The organism is Vibrio rarus (genome assembly GCF_024347075.1).
Classification (GTDB): Bacteria; Pseudomonadota; Gammaproteobacteria; order Enterobacterales; family Vibrionaceae; genus Vibrio; species Vibrio rarus.
Window position 1 is genome coordinate 2,511,379 of the sequence record NZ_AP024900.1, and the last position, 20,587, is coordinate 2,531,965.

The following is a 20,587-nucleotide window of genomic DNA, read 5'->3' on the forward strand; positions in this document are numbered from 1 at the left end:
CGACTACTCGTTAGTTGTAAAGTTCTCTTCTGAGAACTGCTCTAAATCATAAGGCGTCTGCTGATAAACACAATAATTAAGCCAATTACTAAACAATAAGTGCCCATGACTACGCCATGAAGCACTAGGCTCTAAATCTGGGTTATCCTCAGGATAATAATTAAGAGGTATTGTTGGCTGTAAACCTTCACCGCGATCTCGAATAAACTCTTTATGTAGAGTATGCGATTCATACTCTGGGTGACCGGTTACAAACACATTTCGTTTATCCGGCGTAGAGGCTAGATAAACACCTGCTTCTGGTGAGGTGGCTAAAATGTCGAGATCGGTACTCTCACTCAAGTACTGGGCAGAAAAGTCCGCATAACGGGAATGAGGGGCTAAGAAGTTATCATCGAACCCTCTAAGTAAAGGGTGGTAAGCATTATGAATTTCGTGATTATAAACACCAGAGAGTTTTTCTTTTCGAGTTTTCTTTGGCAAATCATACAGCAGTTTCAAAGCAGCTTGCGCAGCCCAACAAACATATAAAGTTGAAGTTACGTGTTCCTTCGCCCAAGACATTATGGATTTAAGATGATCCCAATAAATAACATCTTCAAATTGCACTAAACCTAATGGCGCACCGGTAATGATCAAACCATCAAAATTACGTTCTTTTACCGCTTCAAATTGACGATAGAAATTATCTAAGTGCTCGATAGGCGTATTCTTACTAGGTCTGTTATCAATACGCAAAAGTTCAATATCAACTTGCAGAGGACTATTTGATAACAGGCGTAAAAACTGGGTTTCTGTTTCTATCTTTTTCGGCATTAAATTGAGAATTAATACACGCAAAGGACGAATCATCTGTGTTGATGCTCGAGTCTCAGACATTACAAAAATGCTTTCACTTCTTAGTATATCTGTAGCGGGTAATTGATCGGGAACTCGAATAGGCAAAACTTTACTCCTTCAAACATCTAGACGTCTATACGTATACTTTTTCAGATTACTGTAATAGTCGGCGACTGTCGAGAGCGAAAACGGAAACTAACTTTCAATCACGAGACCACTGATACTTAGAAGGATCACCTATTTGATTATAGTAATCACTATGTAACTGTTTAAACTGATCTTTTTGAATATCAGCAAGATTCCATTCAGCAAAGTTAATCGCTAATAAATCCGAGTCAAAAACAACAACCGCTTTCTCTAGATGAACAGTAACCACACTAAAGGTCCACTCTTCTTTGTTTGCACAATGAAAGCGAATGGCTTTAGATTGTTGATTGTTTAATTGCAGCTGCCCCTCCATAACTCCCTCACAGGGCTCAAATCGAGATATATGAAGCAACAACTTATTATTCATCGTCGTATAAACAGATACTTCTAATGATTTTAAAGGATACAGTTTACGCAGGAGTAATTGGTGAGTATCTGTAGTACGAGCGATCTGGACGCCACTATCGAGCAATGGAAAGCCTAACCACTCCCAATCATAACCCTTGTCTTTATAACCTAATAGACCAACTAAACTCGCCACGGCCAACAGAAGAGAAAGGGAAAACAAACAAAATAGTAATATCAGTAATTTTTTCATTAATAACACTATCGACGCATTTTATTAAGAATATCACCGAACTGGACAGAATGAGAAATATAGATATGAGATTGAAAAAATCCTGAACTACCAAGACACTGCTCGGCTCTTTCCTAAAAATGCAAAAAGCCTTAACATTGCTGTTAAGGCTTTTTTTAATAAGTGGCGGAGTGGACGGGACTCGAACCCGCGACCCCCGGCGTGACAGGCCGGTATTCTAACCAACTGAACTACCACTCCGCAGTGGTCAACTCACTAAGTGAGCGTCCATACTTACAGGCTATAAAACCTATAAGCTTATTTCTTTATTCAAAGTCTTACATCAAGACTGCTTTGAACTTTAAATTGTTGTTGTAGCGCCGCAGATTTTGATTAGAGAAGCGCAGTGTACGTTAGTACATGAGCATCGCATAATCGAAAGATGCAAGTTACAGCAACAATTTATGTTTAAAGCCTGGCGATGTCCTACTCTCACATGGGGAAGCCCCACACTACCATCGGCGCTATTGTGTTTCACTTCTGAGTTCGGCATGGAATCAGGTGGGTCCACAATGCTATGGTCGCCAAGCAAATTTTGTAATACCCGCATAACGCAGATATTAATAATTCGGAAAACTGTTTTTTACCTTCATCTTTTCTAAAAAGATGAAAACAAAAGGTTAAAAGTTCATATACACATTCAACGTTCTTTCTTTGAGTCCATCAAAACCCCTTGGGTGTTGTATGGTTAAGCCTCACGGGCAATTAGTACAGGTTAGCTCAATGCCTCGCAGCACTTACACACCCTGCCTATCAACGTTCTAGTCTCGAACAACCCTTTAGGACACTTAAAGTGCCAGGGAAGACTCATCTCAGGGCTCGCTTCGCGCTTAGATGCTTTCAGCGCTTATCGATTCCGAACTTAGCTACCGGGCAATGCCATTGGCATGACAACCCGAACACCAGAGGTTCGTCCACTCCGGTCCTCTCGTACTAGGAGCAGCCCCCTTCAATCTTCCAACGCCCACGGCAGATAGGGACCGAACTGTCTCACGACGTTCTAAACCCAGCTCGCGTACCACTTTAAATGGCGAACAGCCATACCCTTGGGACCGACTTCAGCCCCAGGATGTGATGAGCCGACATCGAGGTGCCAAACACCGCCGTCGATATGAACTCTTGGGCGGTATCAGCCTGTTATCCCCGGAGTACCTTTTATCCGTTGAGCGATGGCCCTTCCATTCAGAACCACCGGATCACTATGACCTGCTTTCGCACCTGCTCGAATTGTCATTCTCGCAGTCAAGCGGGCTTATGCCATTGCACTAACCACACGATGTCCAACCGTGTTTAGCCCACCTTCGTGCTCCTCCGTTACTCTTTGGGAGGAGACCGCCCCAGTCAAACTACCCACCAGGCACTGTCCTCAACCCCGATTAGGGGTCTAAGTTAGAACATCAACACTACAAGGGTGGTATTTCAAGATTGCCTCCACCCCATCTAGCGACGAGGTTTCAAAGGCTCCCACCTATCCTACACATGTAGGGTCAATGTTCAGTGCCAAGCTGTAGTAAAGGTTCACGGGGTCTTTCCGTCTAGCCGCGGGTACACTGCATCTTCACAGCGATTTCAATTTCACTGAGTCTCGGGTGGAGACAGCGTGGCCATCATTACGCCATTCGTGCAGGTCGGAACTTACCCGACAAGGAATTTCGCTACCTTAGGACCGTTATAGTTACGGCCGCCGTTTACCGGGGCTTCGATCAAGAGCTTCGACCTAAGTCTAACCCCATCAATTAACCTTCCGGCACCGGGCAGGCGTCACACCGTATACGTCATCTTACGATTTTGCACAGTGCTGTGTTTTTAATAAACAGTTGCAGCCACCTGGTATCTGCGACTCCTAGTAGCTCCATCCGCAAGGGACTTCACCGCCAAGAGCGTACCTTCTCCCGAAGTTACGGTACCATTTTGCCTAGTTCCTTCACCCGAGTTCTCTCAAGCGCCTTGGTATTCTCTACCCGACCACCTGTGTCGGTTTGGAGTACGATTCCTTATAATCTGAAGCTTAGAGGCTTTTCCTGGAAGTATGGCATCAATGACTTCATCGCACGTAGCGACTCGACATCGTATCTCAGCGTTAACAGTGGTCCGGATTTACCTAAACCACCCGCCTACTTACTTGAACCTGGACAACCATCGCCAGGCCCACCTAGCCTTCTCCGTCCCCCCATCGCAATTATAAGAAGTACGGGAATATTAACCCGTTTCCCATCGACTACGCCTTTCGGCCTCGCCTTAGGGGTCGACTTACCCTGCCCCGATTAACGTTGGACAGGAACCCTTGGTCTTCCGGCGAGGGAGTTTTTCACTCCCTTTATCGTTACTCATGTCAGCATTCGCACTTCTGATACGTCCAGCAGCCCTTACAGACCACCTTCAACCGCTTACAGAACGCTCCCCTACCCCGCATACAAAGTATGCAGCCGCAGCTTCGGTGTATAGCTTAGCCCCGTTACATCTTCCGCGCAGGCCGACTCGACCAGTGAGCTATTACGCTTTCTTTAAATGATGGCTGCTTCTAAGCCAACATCCTGGCTGTCTAAGCCTTCCCACATCGTTTCCCACTTAGCTATACTTTGGGACCTTAGCTGGCGGTCTGGGTTGTTTCCCTCTCCACGACGGACGTTAGCACCCGCCGTGTGTCTCCCGGATAGTACTCAATGGTATTCGGAGTTTGCAAAGGGTTGGTAAGTCGGGATGACCCCCTAGCCTTAACAGTGCTCTACCCCCATTGGTATTCGTCCGAGGCGCTACCTAAATAGCTTTCGGGGAGAACCAGCTATCTCCAGGTTTGATTGGCCTTTCACCCCTAGCCACAAGTCATCCGCTAATTTTTCAACATTAGTCGGTTCGGTCCTCCAGTTGATGTTACTCAACCTTCAACCTGCCCATGGCTAGATCACCTGGTTTCGGGTCTAATCCTAGCAACTCGACGCCCAGTTAAGACTCGGTTTCCCTACGGCTCCCCTATTCGGTTAACCTTGCTACTAAAATTAAGTCGCTGACCCATTATACAAAAGGTACGCAGTCACGCTTCGAGGCGCTCCTACTGCTTGTACGTACACGGTTTCAGGTTCTATTTCACTCCCCTCACAGGGGTTCTTTTCGCCTTTCCCTCACGGTACTGGTTCACTATCGGTCAGTCAGTAGTATTTAGCCTTGGAGGATGGTCCCCCCATGTTCAAACAGGATATCACGTGTCCCGCCTTACTCGATTTCACTTAAAACAACATGTCGACTACGGGGCTATCACCCTTTATTGCGGCACTTTCCAGAGCCTTCGTCTGTGTCATTAAAAGCTTAAGGGCTAATCCAATTTCGCTCGCCGCTACTTTCGGAATCTCGGTTGATTTCTCTTCCTCCGGGTACTTAGATGTTTCAGTTCCCCGGGTTTGCCTCATTAACCTATGTATTCAGTTAATGATACCTGCTTATGCAGGTGGGTTTCCCCATTCAGAAATCCCAGACTCAAATGGTTATTACTACCTAATCTGGGCTTATCGCAAGTTATTACGTCTTTCATCGCCTCTGACTGCCAAGGCATCCACCGTGTACGCTTAGTCACTTAACCATACAACCCCAAAGGGTCTTGCTATCGCAATACGCTTGCTACGGCGTAGTATGACGTTTCCAAGGTGCGTCATCTCTTTATTATGAGCGAGATGACATTCGATTTTGCCGGACTCAAATTACACACCTACTTAAAGTAGATGTCCTTTTTTGTTCTACTTTTTTAAAAAAAGTGGAAATAAAAAGGCAAGAACACTTGAATGTGTGTTGGTACCTAAATCTTAAAGACTTAGGATTTGAGAACTTTTAAATTTGAATATTGTTAATCAAACAATATTCGTCAGCTTTCCAAATTGTTAAAGAGCATAAAGCAAAAAGCTTTAATCAATAACCGAAGTCATTAATTAAAGCTCTAATACTTTAACTAAATTAAACCATCAATCTGTGTGGACACTCATCGTGAGTAATCATCGTATAAGGAGGTGATCCAGCCCCAGGTTCCCCTAGGGCTACCTTGTTACGACTTCACCCCAGTCATGAACCACAAAGTGGTGAGCGTCCTCCCCGAAAGGTTAAACTACCCACTTCTTTTGCAGCCCACTCCCATGGTGTGACGGGCGGTGTGTACAAGGCCCGGGAACGTATTCACCGTGACATTCTGATTCACGATTACTAGCGATTCCGACTTCATGGAGTCGAGTTGCAGACTCCAATCCGGACTACGACGCACTTTTTGGGATTCGCTCACCATCGCTGGTTGGCCGCCCTCTGTATGCGCCATTGTAGCACGTGTGTAGCCCTACTCGTAAGGGCCATGATGACTTGACGTCGTCCCCACCTTCCTCCGGTTTATCACCGGCAGTCTCCCTGGAGTTCCCACCATTACGTGCTGGCAAACAAGGATAAGGGTTGCGCTCGTTGCGGGACTTAACCCAACATTTCACAACACGAGCTGACGACAGCCATGCAGCACCTGTCTCAGAGTTCCCGAAGGCACCAATTCATCTCTGAAAAGTTCTCTGGATGTCAAGAGTAGGTAAGGTTCTTCGCGTTGCATCGAATTAAACCACATGCTCCACCGCTTGTGCGGGCCCCCGTCAATTCATTTGAGTTTTAATCTTGCGACCGTACTCCCCAGGCGGTCTACTTAACGCGTTAGCTCCGAAAGCCACGGCTCAAGGCCACAACCTCCAAGTAGACATCGTTTACGGCGTGGACTACCAGGGTATCTAATCCTGTTTGCTCCCCACGCTTTCGCATCTGAGTGTCAGTATCTGTCCAGGGGGCCGCCTTCGCCACTGGTATTCCTTCAGATCTCTACGCATTTCACCGCTACACCTGAAATTCTACCCCCCTCTACAGTACTCTAGCCTGCCAGTTTCAAATGCGGTTCCGAGGTTGAGCCCCGGGCTTTCACATCTGACTTAACAAACCACCTGCATGCGCTTTACGCCCAGTAATTCCGATTAACGCTCGCACCCTCCGTATTACCGCGGCTGCTGGCACGGAGTTAGCCGGTGCTTCTTCTGTCGCTAACGTCAAACACATAAGCTATTAACTTATATGCCTTCCTCACGACTGAAAGTACTTTACAACCCGAAGGCCTTCTTCATACACGCGGCATGGCTGCATCAGGCTTGCGCCCATTGTGCAATATTCCCCACTGCTGCCTCCCGTAGGAGTCTGGACCGTGTCTCAGTTCCAGTGTGGCTGATCATCCTCTCAGACCAGCTAGGGATCGTCGCCTTGGTGAGCCATTACCTCACCAACTAGCTAATCCCACCTGGGCATATCCTGAAGCGAGAGGCCCGAAGGTCCCCCTCTTTGGTCCGTAGACGTCATGCGGTATTAGCTATCGTTTCCAATAGTTATCCCCCACATCAGGGCAATTTCCCAGGCATTACTCACCCGTCCGCCGCTCGACGCCCAACAAATCACCCGAAGGGTCAATGTTGTCGTTTCCGCTCGACTTGCATGTGTTAGGCCTGCCGCCAGCGTTCAATCTGAGCCATGATCAAACTCTTCAATTAAAGTTTTTGTGTTCCGAAGAACGGCTCAATGAATACTGACTTCAAAACTGTTCCTTACTCGAAAGTAAGAAGTAATTTTAAAGCTATTACTATTCCAACAGAATAGTAATGAATTGACTGTGCCAATGATTAAAAATCATTGTATTGGTCACTCAGTTCATTGATAAATCTTTTCGATTATCATCAACGAGTGCCCACACAGATTGATAGGTTTAAATTGTTAAAGAGCGTGCTTTTGATGCCTTAGCACCTAAGCAGGTCGCATATAATACGCGACTGACTGTTAAAGTCAACATAAAACTCTAAATAAATTAGAACTTTATGGTGACTCACCTCTTACGAGATAAGTCTTTATTTCTTCATTCAAAGTCTTACATCAAGACTGCTTTGAACTTTAAATTGTTGTTGTAGCGCCGCAGATTTTGATTAGAGAAGCGCAGTGTACGTTAGTACATGAGCATCGCATAATCGAAAGATGCAAGTTACAGCAACAATTTATACCTTTTGTCTTCACTTTTTAAAAAAGTGAAAATAAATAGGAGCCTGGCGATGTCCTACTCTCACATGGGGAAGCCCCACACTACCATCGGCGCTATTGTGTTTCACTTCTGAGTTCGGCATGGAATCAGGTGGGTCCACAATGCTATGGTCGCCAAGCAAATTTTGTAATACCCGCATAACGCAGATATTAATAATTCGGAAAACTGTTTTTTACCTTCATCTTTTCTAAAAAGATGAAAACAAAAGGTTAAAAGTTCATATACACATTCAACGTTCTTTCTTTGAGTCCATCAAAACCCCTTGGGTGTTGTATGGTTAAGCCTCACGGGCAATTAGTACAGGTTAGCTCAATGCCTCGCAGCACTTACACACCCTGCCTATCAACGTTCTAGTCTCGAACAACCCTTTAGGACACTTAAAGTGCCAGGGAAGACTCATCTCAGGGCTCGCTTCGCGCTTAGATGCTTTCAGCGCTTATCGATTCCGAACTTAGCTACCGGGCAATGCCATTGGCATGACAACCCGAACACCAGAGGTTCGTCCACTCCGGTCCTCTCGTACTAGGAGCAGCCCCCTTCAATCTTCCAACGCCCACGGCAGATAGGGACCGAACTGTCTCACGACGTTCTAAACCCAGCTCGCGTACCACTTTAAATGGCGAACAGCCATACCCTTGGGACCGACTTCAGCCCCAGGATGTGATGAGCCGACATCGAGGTGCCAAACACCGCCGTCGATATGAACTCTTGGGCGGTATCAGCCTGTTATCCCCGGAGTACCTTTTATCCGTTGAGCGATGGCCCTTCCATTCAGAACCACCGGATCACTATGACCTGCTTTCGCACCTGCTCGAATTGTCATTCTCGCAGTCAAGCGGGCTTATGCCATTGCACTAACCACACGATGTCCAACCGTGTTTAGCCCACCTTCGTGCTCCTCCGTTACTCTTTGGGAGGAGACCGCCCCAGTCAAACTACCCACCAGGCACTGTCCTCAACCCCGATTAGGGGTCTAAGTTAGAACATCAACACTACAAGGGTGGTATTTCAAGATTGCCTCCACCCCATCTAGCGACGAGGTTTCAAAGGCTCCCACCTATCCTACACATGTAGGGTCAATGTTCAGTGCCAAGCTGTAGTAAAGGTTCACGGGGTCTTTCCGTCTAGCCGCGGGTACACTGCATCTTCACAGCGATTTCAATTTCACTGAGTCTCGGGTGGAGACAGCGTGGCCATCATTACGCCATTCGTGCAGGTCGGAACTTACCCGACAAGGAATTTCGCTACCTTAGGACCGTTATAGTTACGGCCGCCGTTTACCGGGGCTTCGATCAAGAGCTTCGACCTAAGTCTAACCCCATCAATTAACCTTCCGGCACCGGGCAGGCGTCACACCGTATACGTCATCTTACGATTTTGCACAGTGCTGTGTTTTTAATAAACAGTTGCAGCCACCTGGTATCTGCGACTCCTAGTAGCTCCATCCGCAAGGGACTTCACCGCCAAGAGCGTACCTTCTCCCGAAGTTACGGTACCATTTTGCCTAGTTCCTTCACCCGAGTTCTCTCAAGCGCCTTGGTATTCTCTACCCGACCACCTGTGTCGGTTTGGAGTACGATTCCTTATAATCTGAAGCTTAGAGGCTTTTCCTGGAAGTATGGCATCAATGACTTCATCGCACGTAGCGACTCGACATCGTATCTCAGCGTTAACAGTGGTCCGGATTTACCTAAACCACCCGCCTACTTACTTGAACCTGGACAACCATCGCCAGGCCCACCTAGCCTTCTCCGTCCCCCCATCGCAATTATAAGAAGTACGGGAATATTAACCCGTTTCCCATCGACTACGCCTTTCGGCCTCGCCTTAGGGGTCGACTTACCCTGCCCCGATTAACGTTGGACAGGAACCCTTGGTCTTCCGGCGAGGGAGTTTTTCACTCCCTTTATCGTTACTCATGTCAGCATTCGCACTTCTGATACGTCCAGCAGCCCTTACAGACCACCTTCAACCGCTTACAGAACGCTCCCCTACCCCGCATACAAAGTATGCAGCCGCAGCTTCGGTGTATAGCTTAGCCCCGTTACATCTTCCGCGCAGGCCGACTCGACCAGTGAGCTATTACGCTTTCTTTAAATGATGGCTGCTTCTAAGCCAACATCCTGGCTGTCTAAGCCTTCCCACATCGTTTCCCACTTAGCTATACTTTGGGACCTTAGCTGGCGGTCTGGGTTGTTTCCCTCTCCACGACGGACGTTAGCACCCGCCGTGTGTCTCCCGGATAGTACTCAATGGTATTCGGAGTTTGCAAAGGGTTGGTAAGTCGGGATGACCCCCTAGCCTTAACAGTGCTCTACCCCCATTGGTATTCGTCCGAGGCGCTACCTAAATAGCTTTCGGGGAGAACCAGCTATCTCCAGGTTTGATTGGCCTTTCACCCCTAGCCACAAGTCATCCGCTAATTTTTCAACATTAGTCGGTTCGGTCCTCCAGTTGATGTTACTCAACCTTCAACCTGCCCATGGCTAGATCACCTGGTTTCGGGTCTAATCCTAGCAACTCGACGCCCAGTTAAGACTCGGTTTCCCTACGGCTCCCCTAATCGGTTAACCTTGCTACTAAAATTAAGTCGCTGACCCATTATACAAAAGGTACGCAGTCACGCTTCGAGGCGCTCCTACTGCTTGTACGTACACGGTTTCAGGTTCTATTTCACTCCCCTCACAGGGGTTCTTTTCGCCTTTCCCTCACGGTACTGGTTCACTATCGGTCAGTCAGTAGTATTTAGCCTTGGAGGATGGTCCCCCCATGTTCAAACAGGATATCACGTGTCCCGCCTTACTCGATTTCACTTTAAATCACATGTCGACTACGGGGCTATCACCCTTTATTGCGGCACTTTCCAGAGCCTTCGTCTGTGTCATTAAAAGCTTAAGGGCTAATCCAATTTCGCTCGCCGCTACTTTCGGAATCTCGGTTGATTTCTCTTCCTCCGGGTACTTAGATGTTTCAGTTCCCCGGGTTTGCCTCATTAACCTATGTATTCAGTTAATGATACCTGCTTATGCAGGTGGGTTTCCCCATTCAGAAATCCCAGACTCAAATGGTTATTACTACCTAATCTGGGCTTATCGCAAGTTATTACGTCTTTCATCGCCTCTGACTGCCAAGGCATCCACCGTGTACGCTTAGTCACTTAACCATACAACCCCAAAGGGTCTTGCTAACGCAATACGCTTGCTACGGCGTAGTATGACGTTTCCAAGGTGCGTTATCTCTTTATTATGAGCGAGATAACATTCGATTTTGCCGGACTCAAATTACACACCTACTTAAAGTAGATGTCCTTTTTTGTTCTACTTTTTTAAAAAAAGTGGAAATAAAAAGGCAAGAACACTTGAATGTGTGTTGGTACCTAACAATAAATTATTAGGATTTGAGAACTTTTAAATTTGAATATTGTTAATCAAACAATATTCGTCAGCTTTCCAAATTGTTAAAGAGCATAATTACCATTAAGTAACCATTTTTAAAGATTCTTCAAAAGAACACTTAAAGATGGTATCCCGTAGGGGAGTCGAACCCCTGTTACCGCCGTGAAAGGGCGGTGTCCTAGGCCTCTAGACGAACGGGACATAGGAATAACTCTCAACTTTCTAAACCATATCAATCTGTGTGGACACTCATCGTGAGTAATCATCGTATAAGGAGGTGATCCAGCCCCAGGTTCCCCTAGGGCTACCTTGTTACGACTTCACCCCAGTCATGAACCACAAAGTGGTGAGCGTCCTCCCGAAGGTTAAACTACCCACTTCTTTTGCAGCCCACTCCCATGGTGTGACGGGCGGTGTGTACAAGGCCCGGGAACGTATTCACCGTGACATTCTGATTCACGATTACTAGCGATTCCGACTTCATGGAGTCGAGTTGCAGACTCCAATCCGGACTACGACGCACTTTTTGGGATTCGCTCACCATCGCTGGTTGGCCGCCCTCTGTATGCGCCATTGTAGCACGTGTGTAGCCCTACTCGTAAGGGCCATGATGACTTGACGTCGTCCCCACCTTCCTCCGGTTTATCACCGGCAGTCTCCCTGGAGTTCCCACCATTACGTGCTGGCAAACAAGGATAAGGGTTGCGCTCGTTGCGGGACTTAACCCAACATTTCACAACACGAGCTGACGACAGCCATGCAGCACCTGTCTCAGAGTTCCCGAAGGCACCAATTCATCTCTGAAAAGTTCTCTGGATGTCAAGAGTAGGTAAGGTTCTTCGCGTTGCATCGAATTAAACCACATGCTCCACCGCTTGTGCGGGCCCCCGTCAATTCATTTGAGTTTTAATCTTGCGACCGTACTCCCCAGGCGGTCTACTTAACGCGTTAGCTCCGAAAGCCACGGCTCAAGGCCACAACCTCCAAGTAGACATCGTTTACGGCGTGGACTACCAGGGTATCTAATCCTGTTTGCTCCCCACGCTTTCGCATCTGAGTGTCAGTATCTGTCCAGGGGGCCGCCTTCGCCACTGGTATTCCTTCAGATCTCTACGCATTTCACCGCTACACCTGAAATTCTACCCCCCTCTACAGTACTCTAGCCTGCCAGTTTCAAATGCGGTTCCGAGGTTGAGCCCCGGGCTTTCACATCTGACTTAACAAACCACCTGCATGCGCTTTACGCCCAGTAATTCCGATTAACGCTCGCACCCTCCGTATTACCGCGGCTGCTGGCACGGAGTTAGCCGGTGCTTCTTCTGTCGCTAACGTCAAACACATAAGCTATTAACTTATATGCCTTCCTCACGACTGAAAGTACTTTACAACCCGAAGGCCTTCTTCATACACGCGGCATGGCTGCATCAGGCTTGCGCCCATTGTGCAATATTCCCCACTGCTGCCTCCCGTAGGAGTCTGGACCGTGTCTCAGTTCCAGTGTGGCTGATCATCCTCTCAGACCAGCTAGGGATCGTCGCCTTGGTGAGCCATTACCTCACCAACTAGCTAATCCCACCTGGGCATATCCTGAAGCGAGAGGCCCGAAGGTCCCCCTCTTTGGTCCGTAGACGTCATGCGGTATTAGCTATCGTTTCCAATAGTTATCCCCCACATCAGGGCAATTTCCCAGGCATTACTCACCCGTCCGCCGCTCGACGCCCAACAAATCACCCGAAGGGTCAATGTTGTCGTTTCCGCTCGACTTGCATGTGTTAGGCCTGCCGCCAGCGTTCAATCTGAGCCATGATCAAACTCTTCAATTAAAGTTTTTGTGTTCCGAAGAACGGCTCAATGAATACTGACTTCAAAACTCTTTCTTTATAAATAAAGAAGTAATTCTAAAGCTATTATCGTTCCAACAGAACGATAATGAATTGACTGTGCTCTTATTGGTTTTCACTTTTAAAAAAGTAAAATAAAACAGCTCAAGGCTGATTTCCAATTTGATTTTGGTCACTCAGTTCATTGATAAATCTTTTCGATTATCATCAACGAGTGCCCACACAGATTGATAGGTTTAAATTGTTAAAGAGCGTGCTTTTGATGTTTCCTTTGTGAGGTACATCTCAAAGCGGACGGCCATTCTAGCGTTTTGAACCTCAGTGTCAAACACTTTTTGAATTTATTTCTCAAAGAAAGTAAAACTCAAAAGGTTCGGCTAAATTGCCTACTAATTCACTGCGAAGCGTTGTGTGCTCTGCCGTGTCAGTGAGGCGCATTATAGAGAACATTGACGTATCGGCAAGGCTTTTTTTCAAAAAACTTAATAAAAATTCCTTTTCGTTCAAATATTGACTGAAAGCCTTATTTATCCATTTTTACCCCCCAACTAGGTACAGGTTATCCACAGAGTTATTCATAAACATAAAAAAACCGCCAAATTGGCGGCTTAACTTCGATAGCGTTATATATAGATAAGTTTAAATACCGGAGCCATTTTGCTCTCCACTATCTTCATGGAGTCCACACTCTCTCTTCAATCCAAAGAATCGAGTATCTTGCTCTTTCATTCCCTCTTTATATTTCACTGTGGTATGCACATCACCAATGGAGACATACCCCTGCTCTTTAAGTGGATGCTGAGGCAACTGGTGCTCTTCTATATATTTATTGATTTGTTCACTAGTCCAATCAACTATCGGTAAAAACTTAAACACACCATTTTGTATCGATAGGATCGGTAGGCCCTGCCTTGAGTCTGACTGGCTTCTTCTTAACCCTGAAAACCAAGTCCCAATATTTAATTCAGATAATGCACGCCTCATTGGCTCTACTTTATTAAGTTGGTTATATTGAGTCAGCCCTTCAACGCCTTTATTCCAAAGTTGGCCAAACCTTGCTTCTTGCCAAGCGGAGCTTAGTGAGCTTCTATAAACTTTAAGGTTTAAACCCAATAACAGTGTAAGCTCATCTATAAACTGGTAGGTTTCTGGGAATAGATACCCCGTATCCGTCAATATAACAGGAATGTTTTGTTGCTGTCGCGTCACCAAGTGAAGCATGACTGCGGCTTGAGCACCAAAACTTGAAGAAAGAGCGAAATTTCCCTGCAGGTTATCCAGAGCCCAAGCGATACGCTGTTCTGCACTAATATCTTCTAGTTCAGCGTTCAGTTTGGCTAACTGCAGTGATTGCTCTACCTTATTGAGTTGAGCTATCTCTTTTAAATTTAATGTTTGTTTAAGTTCAAGCATGAAAATCCCTCTTAGAAACTAAGACTTCTTTTACGATGCCATCTCTTATGACAAAGTCCCCGAATGCTTCTTGTGATTGGCGGTTTGTCGTCCATCGCTCCACCAGCGCATCAATTTGTTCCAATATCTGTGCTGAGCTTACATTCTCTTTATACAGTTTAGGTACGCGTGTGCCGGCTTTATTACCACCTAGATATAAGTTGTATCTATCTGGTGCTTTACCTACCAGACCAATTTCAGCCAGCATGGCTCGGCCACATCCATTAGGACAGCCGGTTACTCGTAATATGATGCTTTCTTTTTCATCTACGCCATGCTTTTTCAGTATACCTTCTACATTAGTAACGAACTGCGGAAGAAAACGCTCCGCTTCTGCCATTGCTAATGGGCAAGTGGGAAATGACACACATGCCATTGAGTCTTTGCGTTGCTGCGATGTCGCTGGATCTAAAAGGCCATGCTCATAAGCTATTTTTTCTATTTGTTCTTTATCGGCTAAAGGAACACCGGCAATTATCAAATTTTGATTTGCTGTCATGCGCAAATCACCTTTATGGATTTTAGCTATTTCAGCAACCCCAGTTTTTAATGGCTTGCCTGGGAAGTCTAGTAATCTACCATTTTCAATAAACAGGGTTAGGTGATGCTTACCATCTATACCTTCGAGCCAACCAAATTTATCGCCACGGTTAGTGAGTTCATACTCTTTAATTGGCTCAAAGGTCACTCCCGCTCTTTTCTCAACTTCTTGCTTAAATACGTCTATACCCACTCGGTCTAGTGTGTATTTTGTTTTAGCGTTCTTACGATTAGAGCGGTTACCCCAATCACGTTGAGTCGTCACCACAGCGGTTGCAATGTCTATTGTGTGTTCCAGTGCAATGTAACCAAATTCATCCGCTCTTCTAGGATAAGTAGAGGTATCGCCGTGAGTCATCGCCAATCCGCCGCCCACTAACACATTAAAACCGACTAATTTGCCCTCTTTGGCGATAGCGACAAAGTTAAGATCATTGGCGTGTAGATCGACATCGTTATCCGGCGGTACTACCACCGTAGTTTTAAACTTACGTGGTAAGTAGCTACTGCCTAAAATGGGCTCTTCATCTGTTGCTTCTACTTTTTCTCCATCTAACCAGATCTCGGCATACGCTCTGGTCTTCGGCAGTAGATGCTCACTGATCTTTGTTGCCCATTCATAAGCTTGTTGGTGCAACTCTGATTCAACAGGGTTACTTGAACAAAGCACATTACGGTTTACATCACCGGCTGTTGCAATTGAATCTATGCCTATTGAGTTTAAAGTTTGGTGCATCAGTTTAATATTTGGCTTTAATACCCCATGAAACTGAAACGTTTGACGAGTAGTGAGTCTGATGCTTCCGTACATTGAGCTTTCTGTAGCAAACTTATCAATTGCGACCCATTGCTTGGGGGTAATCACCCCTCCCGGCATACGTGCACGTAACATAACATTATGCAAAGGTTCGAGTTTTTGCTTTGCTCGTTCGTTTCGAATATCTCTATCGTCTTGCTGATACATGCCGTGGAAACGAATTAACTGAAAGTTATCGGCATCAAAACCACCCGTAATCTCATTTTTGAGGTCATTAGTAATGGTACCGCGCAAAAAGTTACTTTCTCGTTTTAGTCTTTCATTGTCAGAAAGTGGGCCTAGTTCTTCACCCAATACAACTTGCTTTTCCATTAATATACGTCCCTTTGGTATCGTTTCTGTTTACGAAGATCTTTTAGCCACTCTTCAGCGTTCTCTGGGGTTAATCCCCCTTGCTGTTGTGCAATATCCAATAACGTTGTTTGTACATCCTTCGCCATTCTTTCAGCATCACCACAAACATAGAGGTGTGCCCCCTCTTGCAACCATTGCCATAGTTGCTCGGCATTTTGTTTTAACTTGTCTTGTACATAAACTTTATTTGCGCCATCTCGGCTAAAGGCCACATCAAGTTGACTTAATAAGCCATCTTTTAAGTAACGCTGAAATTCCACCTGATATAAGAAGTCTTGAGCAAAAGTTCTATCACCAAACACAAGCCAGTTTTTACCTTGTGCTTGCCTTGCATCACGCTCTTGTAAGAAGCTTCTAAACGGTGCAATACCTGTACCGGGACCAATCATGATAACTGGTGTATTGTCATCACTAGGTAGTTTGAAGTTATTGTTATGTTCAATGAACACTTTAACCTCTTCACCTTCTTGTAAACCGCTCGACAAGAAGCCTGATGCACCACCAACTCTCTTACCTTTATTGGTGTCATATTCAACAACTCCTACCGTCAAATGTACTTCTTCATCTACTTCAGCTTGAGAAGAGGAGATGGAATATAAACGCGGAGTTAGGCGTCTTAGCATTGATATCAACTGTTGAGCGGTGAGTTTGGCTTTCTTCTCTGCTATCACATCAATGATTTGAGTTTTAGCAGCATACTCACGAAGCTTATTTTTATCTTCGACTAATTTAAGTAGCTTTTTACTATCAGAGTATTGTGCGTACTGAGTAACAAACTGAGGGTTAGACGAGGTGATTTCAAAGAACTCTAATAATGCCTGATTGATGGTGATGGTTTGATCATCAAGCTCAATGGTTTGCTCTTTATCAATGGAAGTAGTGGCTAGAATGCTATCCACCAGCTGCTGATCATTTTTATACCAAACTCCCAGAGCATCGCCTGGTTGGTAAGTTATGCCAGACTCTTCTAAATCAATTTCAATATGACGAACATCTTTAGTGGAATCACGGCCGGTGATTTTTTGGTTGGTTAGCAAGGTTGCTGTATAAGGCGATTGCTTACTGTATTGGGCCCCACTGCTTGATACCGATAAAGGTACGACGGCACTGGTCGCCTCAGTCGTTGACTCTTTGAAGAATTCAGCAATTTTATTCAGCGCTGTAGATTGCCACTGCGTCACGGATGTGTCGTAGTCAAGATCGCAATCAATTCTATCAATAAATGCTCGTGCTCCTAGTTTACTTAGAGCGGCATCAAAATCTTTGCCCGTTTGGCAGAAAAACTCATAACTAGAATCCCCGAGTCCCACCACGGCATATTGCAGATGATCAAGTTTGGGGGCTTTCTTAGAGTTGAGGTAGTCGTAAAACTCTATCGCATTATCTGGAACTTCTCCTTCACCATTGGTGGAGGCTACAATAATTAAGTGCGTTTCGTTTTTGAGGTTCTTAAGTTTGTAGTCTGCCGCATCATAGAGCTTGACCTGAAAGCCTTGCTCTTCAACCTTGGCATGTATCTGCTTAGCCACACCTTTGGCATTACCAGTTTGAGAAGCGAATATGATAGTGAGTTGTGTCGCTGGGCCTGTCGCCGTCACAGCATTAGGAGCAGAGACTGCTGTATTGTTTTGGCTGATACCGTAGAAATAGCCACTCACCCACGCCAATTGCTGTGGTGAGAGTTCTGCGGCAGCTTGTTTTAATTGGTTTGCTTGATTATCACTCAGTGGGGAAGCAAAGCCAGAAAGTTCCTTTAGCAACATGGTCACATTATCCCTGTATATTACGTGACCATAAGATTACCTACTAATTGTAATAGCAAGAAAGAATAAAGAAGCATGTTTAATAATCAAAAGGAATGAAGAAAGAATTTACTTATAGTTCTTCTACTCTAACTTGGTTGAATCCAACGGCCATTGCGCTCTTAGAGGCCGAATTAATGTCGCTATAATGGCGTTGTTCACCTTGAGGATCAGTTAAAGCCAGTATACCACCATGGCTATCTCTAAATTCCACCACCCATAAGCCACCCTGATCGGCCTGCTCTACAATGGCTTCAACTAAACGCTCTGAGCGGTACAAGACTCGAAGTTCATTAATTGTCATATACAGTATGCTCCCATCAACCTCTATTAAGGATGGACCAAACCTGTAAAAATGCGAATTGAGAACAACTATCAATTGGCTTAGTCAATTGCACCCAATGTGGTTATTCCCCCTTGATACCAATAGATCACCTCAGCTAAAAAGCGACTTGGGCCCCGACAAACCAGCCATCAACGAATCCATAGGCCTTACTGTCCACGTCCTTAAACGTATAATCTAGTACTCTATAGCCCCCACGCAGTATCACATCCGTTGCAGAAAACTCAATACTGTATTGCATACCTGCGGTGAGATCGGCAGATTTAAGCTTATCTGTTTCGCCAAAGTCAAACTCGCCAATGACAGCAAAATTGGTGTTCGGTACTTGAATCAGTGCATTGGCATACCAACTAAAAATGACACCATCAAAGTCTATAGTTGAGTTTGTTTCCTGATCATAAAACAAGCTATCTCTATAATCTGTTAGTGTAAAGCCAGCATCCAACTCCATATTTTCCGTTCTTAACGGGCGATAATAGAAAGTATAGTCAAATTTGTCGTGTTTAAGGGAAGTGGTATCTAAACCCGTATAACGGATTCTAAAATTAGGCAGGTAAGGCACGTCATGTTCGATTTGTGCCGAGAGAACAGGCAATTCATCGTCTTGTAAGCGAATTTCTCGTATTTTGCTGCTACCCCAAAACATATCTGCGGAGACTTTAGCGTGGATACCCGGTTCTAGCACTTTCGCTTGTACTGACCAAGAACTGGTTAATGCACCGACTCCCACAACAGCAATTAAGGTGTACCTGTTCATCCACTACTCCTAAAGATGCTAGATTTATCATTTTATATGCAAATACTAGCATAGATAGATTTTAGTTAAATCAATAACTAACACTATGAACAAGTCTGGATATACTTAATTGCCCCATATACGGCAAGACCAACTAAAACATAAGGAAGGAAGTTAAAAGCTATGCTTATCACAATAAAACCCAGTATAAGCACCCCGAAAATGGACACGAAAAAACCACAGATCATGAAAACTACATAGAAAAACACGCCCAGTGCTAAAAAAAACAATAAGAAACCTAACATAGTGACTCCCAAACAAACCTATTTCTATCACAGCAAATCTTTATCTTTAGGCAAACATAAAGCAATTATCTTGCCAAAGCTCTGAGCTATGTAACTATTTGATAAAATAAAATAAAAATCCCTTGATATTGACAAGGGATGATAGCGTTCGCTCAATTTAGTAAAAATAACCAATTGATGGTTATTACTACACTCCTAACTCTTTAGGGATTTTAGCCAGAGCAGCTTCGACCACCTCAATGCCAGAGCCAGGTTTATGAGCATTTTCACTAATGTAACGTCGCCATTGACGCGCTCCAGGCATACTTTGGAATAACCCGAGCATATGACGGGTGATGTGCCCTAGATAGGCACCATCAGATAGTTGTTGTTCAATATACGGGTACATCAACTCAACCACTTCACTGCGTTTAATAATGGGTTTATCTTGACCAAAAATAAGCTGATCCACCTCAGCCAATAAATAAGGATTCTGGTACGCCTCTCGCCCAATCATCACACCATCAAGATATTTTAGATGCTCAAGGGTTTCATCGATTGTTTTAACACCACCATTAACTCCGATATCTAGATGTGGAAAATCTTTCTTGATTTGGTAGGCGCGAGGATAGTCCAATGGTGGGATTTCGCGATTCTCTTTAGGGCTAAGGCCACTTAACCATGCTTTACGTGCGTGGATAGTAAAGTGCTCACAACCGCCTTTTTCATGAACGGTTGAAATAAAATCAGTTAAGAATTCATAAGAGTCTTGTTCATCAATACCAATACGCGTTTTTACTGTTACTGGAATATCAACTACGGATTTCATCTCAGCAACACAATCCGCCACCAATTGAGGATCGGCCATCAAACAGGCACCAAAGCGACCGTTTTGTACTCGGTCAGAAGGACAGCCAACATTTAGGTTAACTTCATCATAACCACGTTCCTGCGCCAACTTGGCACAATGGGCAAGGTCTTTAGCGTTAGAACCACCGAGCTGCAAAGCAATGGGATGTTCTTGCTCGCTAAAACGTAAAAAATCACCTTTACCATGAATGATGGCACCTGTCGTCACCATCTCTGTATACAAAAGAGTGTTCTGTGATAGCAGACGATGAAAGTAGCGACAATGACGATCTGTCCAATCGAGCATTGGGGCGACAGATAAGCGAGATGATGAGTGCATAGTTAAGACCTTATATTGAACCGTACAACACGAAACGCAATGATGATTATGTTCATGATGCTTAAGTTGAGATGACTCTCATCTCAACTTTGAACGGCGGATTATACGGCTTGGCTGAATCTTCATCA

At 45.2% G+C, this 20,587-nt stretch carries 8 protein-coding genes, 2 tRNA genes and 6 rRNA genes; all 16 read right to left on the reverse strand.

Annotation, left to right across the window (positions count from 1 at the left end):
• Positions 1 to 3 precede the first annotated feature (3 nt).
• Positions 4 to 945 carry a homoserine O-acetyltransferase MetA gene (metA, locus tag OCU56_RS11430; RefSeq protein WP_261873340.1) on the reverse strand — a complete coding sequence of 314 codons (942 nt, stop codon included), beginning with the start codon at positions 943 to 945 and terminating at the stop codon, positions 4 to 6.
• A 97-nt stretch (positions 946 to 1,042) separates the two neighbouring features.
• Entirely contained in the window at positions 1,043 to 1,585 is a 543-nt protein-coding gene (locus OCU56_RS11435) for a hypothetical protein (RefSeq protein ID WP_261873341.1), read from the reverse strand.
• Between the two features lie 163 nt (positions 1,586 to 1,748).
• Positions 1,749 to 1,825: transfer RNA gene (locus tag OCU56_RS11440), tRNA-Asp, on the reverse strand.
• A gap of 212 nt (positions 1,826 to 2,037) precedes the next feature.
• Positions 2,038 to 2,153: ribosomal RNA gene (gene rrf, locus OCU56_RS11445) — 5S ribosomal RNA — on the reverse strand.
• A 155-nt stretch (positions 2,154 to 2,308) separates the two neighbouring features.
• A 23S ribosomal RNA gene (locus OCU56_RS11450) occupies positions 2,309 to 5,198 on the reverse strand.
• A gap of 414 nt (positions 5,199 to 5,612) precedes the next feature.
• Positions 5,613 to 7,167, reverse strand: a 16S ribosomal RNA gene (locus OCU56_RS11455).
• A gap of 541 nt (positions 7,168 to 7,708) precedes the next feature.
• A 5S ribosomal RNA gene (gene rrf, locus OCU56_RS11460) occupies positions 7,709 to 7,824 on the reverse strand.
• Positions 7,825 to 7,979: 155 nt separating this feature from the next.
• A 23S ribosomal RNA gene (locus tag OCU56_RS11465) occupies positions 7,980 to 10,869 on the reverse strand.
• 357 nt (positions 10,870 to 11,226) lie between these two features.
• A tRNA-Glu gene (locus OCU56_RS11470) sits at positions 11,227 to 11,302 on the reverse strand.
• A gap of 69 nt (positions 11,303 to 11,371) precedes the next feature.
• Positions 11,372 to 12,924, reverse strand: a 16S ribosomal RNA gene (locus tag OCU56_RS11475).
• The 16S, 23S and 5S rRNA genes sit together here with 2 tRNA genes alongside, the layout of an rRNA operon.
• 657 nt (positions 12,925 to 13,581) lie before the next feature.
• Positions 13,582 to 14,355, reverse strand: coding sequence for a phosphoadenylyl-sulfate reductase (locus OCU56_RS11480; RefSeq protein ID WP_261873342.1), 774 nt, complete (start codon positions 14,353 to 14,355; stop codon positions 13,582 to 13,584).
• Positions 14,348 to 16,063, reverse strand: coding sequence for an assimilatory sulfite reductase (NADPH) hemoprotein subunit (gene cysI / locus OCU56_RS11485; RefSeq protein WP_261873343.1), 1,716 nt, complete (start codon positions 16,061 to 16,063; stop codon positions 14,348 to 14,350). The genes OCU56_RS11480 and cysI overlap by 8 nt, the downstream gene beginning before the upstream one ends.
• Positions 16,063 to 17,868, reverse strand: coding sequence for an assimilatory sulfite reductase (NADPH) flavoprotein subunit (locus tag OCU56_RS11490; RefSeq protein WP_261873344.1), 1,806 nt, complete (start codon positions 17,866 to 17,868; stop codon positions 16,063 to 16,065). Before OCU56_RS11490 ends, cysI begins: the two co-directional genes overlap by 1 nt.
• Positions 17,869 to 17,980: 112 nt before the next feature.
• Entirely contained in the window at positions 17,981 to 18,211 is a 231-nt protein-coding gene (locus OCU56_RS11495) for a thymidylate kinase (RefSeq protein ID WP_261873345.1), read from the reverse strand.
• 136 nt (positions 18,212 to 18,347) lie between these two features.
• A complete protein-coding gene (locus OCU56_RS11500) occupies positions 18,348 to 19,007 on the reverse strand; it encodes a TIGR04219 family outer membrane beta-barrel protein (RefSeq protein ID WP_261873346.1) in 660 nt (219 codons plus the stop codon).
• Between the two features lie 471 nt (positions 19,008 to 19,478).
• Positions 19,479 to 20,459 (reverse strand): tRNA dihydrouridine(20/20a) synthase DusA, encoded by a 981-nt coding sequence (gene dusA / locus OCU56_RS11505; RefSeq protein ID WP_261873347.1) that lies wholly within the window; start codon positions 20,457 to 20,459, stop codon positions 19,479 to 19,481.
• Positions 20,460 to 20,587: the final 128 nt, after the last annotated feature.

Excerpts from the sequence above, each read along its gene's own strand:
- OCU56_RS11480 (WP_261873342.1), bottom strand. The coding sequence starts at position 14,355 with ATGCTTGAACTTAAACAAACATTAAATTTAAAAGAGATAGCTCAACTC.
- OCU56_RS11490 (WP_261873344.1), bottom strand. The coding sequence starts at position 17,868 with ATGTTGCTAAAGGAACTTTCTGGCTTTGCTTCCCCACTGAGTGATAAT.
- OCU56_RS11495 (WP_261873345.1), bottom strand. The coding sequence starts at position 18,211 with ATGACAATTAATGAACTTCGAGTCTTGTACCGCTCAGAGCGTTTAGTT.
- OCU56_RS11435 (WP_261873341.1), bottom strand. The coding sequence starts at position 1,585 with ATGAAAAAATTACTGATATTACTATTTTGTTTGTTTTCCCTTTCTCTT.
- dusA (WP_261873347.1), bottom strand. The coding sequence starts at position 20,459 with ATGCACTCATCATCTCGCTTATCTGTCGCCCCAATGCTCGATTGGACA.
- cysI (WP_261873343.1), bottom strand. The coding sequence starts at position 16,063 with ATGGAAAAGCAAGTTGTATTGGGTGAAGAACTAGGCCCACTTTCTGAC.
- OCU56_RS11500 (WP_261873346.1), bottom strand. The coding sequence starts at position 19,007 with ATGAACAGGTACACCTTAATTGCTGTTGTGGGAGTCGGTGCATTAACC.